Genomic DNA, 4,313 nt, shown 5'->3' on the forward strand with positions numbered 1-4,313 from the left:
TTTACAACTGCAGGCGAGGGCGTCTTTTATCGGTTTCTTCATAGCTGCGCCAAGCCGGATGAAAAATACATTGCCTGGTATCAGCCGGATATAGCCGGGCGTGAGCCGGATTTCATTCTCTACGCACAGGACGCTGGTCTGATCATCTTCGAGGTCAAGGACTGGGCCTTGGACCAGATCGTTGCCGCCGATCCCCAATTCTTCACACTTTGTATCGAAGGGAAAGAGGTCCCCCGTAAGAACCCCCTCCAGCAGATCCGGGAATACTTCGGCGAGGTCATGGACAAGATTAAACGAGACGGCCAGTTGGTGTCAAAAGATGCACATTCTTATGGCCAGGTCAAGGTCACGGTCAACAGCGGCATTGTCTTTCCCAACATCAACAAGCATGAGTACGAAAAGAAAGAACTTCATCGGGTTATTCCTTCGGAGCGGATTTTCTTCTGGGATGATCTCCACCCCCAGTCGCCCATTTGTGAAGATCAAACGGGGCACTGTTTCCAGGAAGCCCTGGAGCGGATGCTCATGGTCAAACCCAGGTTTTCCATGACCGGCAAGGAACTGAACCACCTGCGACAATTGATTTTTCCTGTGGTGCGGATTGACCTGCCGGATCGAGATACTCAAAAAAAACGCGCCACCGCGACCCGCCGTCTGAAACTCCTCGATCATCATCAGGAAAGCATTGCCCGGCAATATGAAGGCGGGCACCGCATCATTACGGGTCCCTCGGGTAGCGGCAAGACGCTGATCCTGGTACACAGGGCCGCCCTTCTGAAGCGGTACAACCCCGCCATCCATAATATTCTCTTTGTTTGCTATAACATCACGCTCGTCAACTACATCCGCCGTCTTCTCGCCGATAAACATGTGCCTCTTGGAAAGGGCGGTGTCGAGGTTTGCCACTTCTTTCAGATCTGCGCAAAGATTACGGGAGAAGACGTTCCTTATGAAAAGGCGGACTCAGAGTACTATGAAATGGTTATCCAAGATACCCTGGAGAAACTACCATCATGCAATCTCCGCTATGACGCGATCCTCATCGACGAAGGGCAGGATTTTTCCGACGACATGCTCAAAATCGTCACGGCCCTTCTAAATCCACAGACGGATCATCTGGCCATCGCCCTGGATGACAATCAGAATATTTACCAGCGGCAATCTTCCTGGAAGGCGGTCGGCATACATGCCCGTGGCCGGGTGCGCCGGCTATCGTGGATCTATCGTAATACGAAGGAGATCGCCGATTTTGCAAAAAGGGTTATCGTGGGCGATCAGGAATCGAGCAGGGAAATTCATCAGGAGGAATTGTTCCCTGAGATCTTTGAGGACATGCATGGTCCGCAACCGGATGTCCGACAATTCAAAGATTACGAAACAATGGTCTCCTGGGTCGCCGATCGGATAGGGACTCTGAGTGAGAAGGAAAAATATTCCCTCGCAGAAATCGCCGTGATCTACACAATGCGCTCTCCAGATGGTGATATCGCCGTGAATCTACCCCGGTTACTGGAGGATGCGCTGGAGAAAAGGGGCCTCATGCATAACTGGATCTCAGAGGATTACCGATCAAAGCGCGCCTACGATGTGACAGCGGACAGCATACCGATTTCAACGATACACAGCCTCAAAGGGTTTGATTACGCCTGCGTCTTTTTACTGGGCATCGACTGGCTGGTGCCGGGGAACCGATGGTCGGAAGAGCAAAGCCGGAAGCTGGCTTACGTTGCAGTTACACGGGCGAGAGAACAATTGTTTATTCCGTACTGCAGTGAAAATGATCTAATCAAGAAGATGCTGCAATAGTAGTCACATAGATGAATGTTCCATCAACCGATAACCATAGCCCCTGATATTTGATATCCCAAATTCATCGTGAAGATGAGTTTGTTTTGTATGAAAAAGATGCCACTTTTCCTTACAAAGATTCATGCAGGCATATCATGCAAAGCATTGATTCTAAAATAATAAGCCGCATCTATGGACGTGGGAAGGGTTGCGTCGTTACCCCAGGTGACTTTATGGACTTGGGGAGCCGGCAAGCCGTGGACCTGGCGCTGCACCGCTTGGCGAAGAAAGGAACGCTGCGCCGCCTGGCCCGCGGGCTGTACGACTACCCGCGCATCGATCCGGCGCTCGGCCTCCTTTCCCCGACCATAGACGCCATTGTCAAGGCACTCAAGGGGCGGGACAAGATCCTTCTGCAACCGTCCGGGGGCTATGCCGCCAATCTGCTGGGGCTCTCCGATCAGGTGCCCATGAAGATCGTGTTTCTCACCGACGGTCCGGCACGCCGCGTCCAGATCGGCAAGCAGATCATCATGCTCAAGCACACGACGCCCCGGGCCATGGCCACCGCCGGGCAGGTTTCCGGGCTGGTCATCCAGGCCCTGCGCCATCTTGGGCAAAGGCAGGTGGACGATGCCGTTGTGGCCAATCTGCAAAAGCGGCTGTCCGTCAGCGACAAAAAGGTGCTGCTTAGAGATCTCCGCTACGCGCCGGCCTGGATCGCCGCCATTCTGCGAAGGGTTTCCGGCTCTGAGGGAAAATGACAGGAGCTATACCGATATTGTGGAAGACATAACATGAGCGGAGAATCCACTTACCAGCCGCCTTACACCATCACCTCAGAGATTCTGACCCGGGTCGCCCAGATCAGCGAGGCCATGGGACGACTGAACGTGCTCACCGACCGAGCCAGAGAACTGCGGCTGCGGCGCATCACCCGCATCCGCACCGTTCGCGGCTCGCTGGCTATCGAGGGCGGCACTTTGAGCGAGGCGCAGATCACCGCGATTCTGGACGGCAGGCGGGTGATCGCCCCGCCCCGCGCGGTGCAGGAGGCGCGAAACGCGCTGGCTGCCTACGACCACTTCGAGAGCTGGCGGCCGGAAGTGGAAAAGGACCTGCTGGAGGCGCATCGAATGCTGATGGCGGGATTGATCGACGAGGCCGGAATGTACCGGCGCGGCGGCATGGGCGTGATGGCAGGCACTCAAGTGATCCACATGGCTCCCCCGGCGGATCGGGTACCACAACTGATGAGCGACCTGTGCCGATGGCTGGTGTTGGCTACAACCGATGCCCATCCGCTGATTGCCGGTTCGGTCTTTCACTATGAGTTCGAGTTTATCCACCCCTTTATCGATGGCAACGGCCGCTTGGGGCGGCTTTGGCAGAGCTTGATTCTGACCCGCTGGAACCCCCTATTTGCCAACATTCCGGTAGAAAGCCTGGTGTTCGAACATCAGCATGAGTATTACGAAGCATTACAGGAGAGCACGAACCGGACCGATTCCGCGCCGTTCATCGCCTTTATGCTCCGTATGATCCTGGATGCCGTAACCACCACAGCCCCCCAAGTCACCCCCCAAGTCACCCCCCAAGTCGGCGAACTGGTTCTGGCACTCCAGGAAGAAATGAGCCGCGAAGCGCTGCAAACCACTCTCGGCCTGCAGGACCGCAAATCCTTCCGTGAGCGTTATCTAAGACCGGCCCTGGCGGATGGGTTGATTGAAATGACCATCCCCGACAAGCCCAACAGCCGCCTGCAGAAATACCGCCTGACCGATAAAGGCCGCCAGTGGCTTGCAGAGCAAAGGAAGAATAGCGACAAGTAAACTGCTCGGAAACGTTTCCGGGCTGACGATCTCGTGTGTTTTGCTCGGATATGCCGGGTGGAGAATGTCAGGCACCCCTGTCTGGAAGAGGTTCTTTGGTTTTTTATGGCGGATTTTAACAATGCATGATATTATTTTCGATAGTCTTGAATAGTTGAATAGAAAGGATATAGCCATGTTGAATGCCATCAAAGTCAATTTATCACGGCAAGAGATTATTAGTGCCGTGAAGGCCATGAAGAAGAGGGATCGGGAAGCCTTCCTGGAGGAACTGCTCGCTACAACCTCACCCGAATACTTGGAGAGCATCAAGGAAGCCAGGGCGGACTATAAGGCCGGTCGTGTAAAGACACATGACGAGGTATTCGGACATTGAGTTATCGGCTCGTATATACCCGGAAAGCCGTCAGGGACATTGGCAAGCTCGAAGCCGGTCTCAAAAAGCGCATCGGCACAACCCTCCTTCGTTTCAAAGACAATCCTTTACAATATGCTGAACCGCTGACCGACCCGGAACTCGGCGGCTACCGTTTTCGCATCGGTGATTATCGTGTGATCTTCGACATGGAAGGCGACGATATTGTCGTGCTTCGCGTCGACCACCGCAAAGAAATTTACAGAAGAAAGTGATAGCAGATAAGGCTTCACAATGGTTAATGAATCAGTCTTGAACGGCGTTCGCAAGTATCTGCG

General features: G+C 54.0%; 5 protein-coding genes. All 5 read left to right on the forward strand.

Going from position 1 to position 4,313, the window contains the following annotated elements; genetic code table 11:
• Positions 1-1,806: 3'-5' exonuclease (locus PLH32_18355; protein ID HQJ66572.1), on the forward strand; the 1,806-nt coding region annotated here is incomplete at its 5' end.
• A 137-nt stretch (positions 1,807-1,943) separates the two neighbouring features.
• Positions 1,944-2,552 (forward strand): DUF6088 family protein, encoded by a 609-nt coding sequence (locus PLH32_18360; protein HQJ66573.1) that lies wholly within the window; start codon positions 1,944-1,946, stop codon positions 2,550-2,552.
• Positions 2,553-2,585: 33 nt separating this feature from the next.
• The gene (locus tag PLH32_18365; protein ID HQJ66574.1) at positions 2,586-3,620 is read left to right on the forward strand and encodes a Fic family protein; all 1,035 of its coding nucleotides are present in this window, start codon (positions 2,586-2,588) and stop codon (positions 3,618-3,620) included.
• A 175-nt stretch (positions 3,621-3,795) separates the two neighbouring features.
• Positions 3,796-3,996 carry a hypothetical protein gene (locus tag PLH32_18370; protein ID HQJ66575.1) on the forward strand — a complete coding sequence of 67 codons (201 nt, stop codon included), beginning with the start codon at positions 3,796-3,798 and terminating at the stop codon, positions 3,994-3,996.
• On the forward strand, positions 3,993-4,250 hold the full coding sequence (locus PLH32_18375; GenBank protein HQJ66576.1) for a type II toxin-antitoxin system RelE/ParE family toxin: 258 nt from the start codon (positions 3,993-3,995) through the stop codon (positions 4,248-4,250). Before PLH32_18370 ends, PLH32_18375 begins: the two co-directional genes overlap by 4 nt.
• The last annotated feature ends 63 nt before the right edge of the window (positions 4,251-4,313 follow it).

Source organism: bacterium, assembly GCA_035419245.1.
Taxonomy (GTDB): Bacteria; Zhuqueibacterota; Zhuqueibacteria; order Residuimicrobiales; family Residuimicrobiaceae; genus JAKPUX01.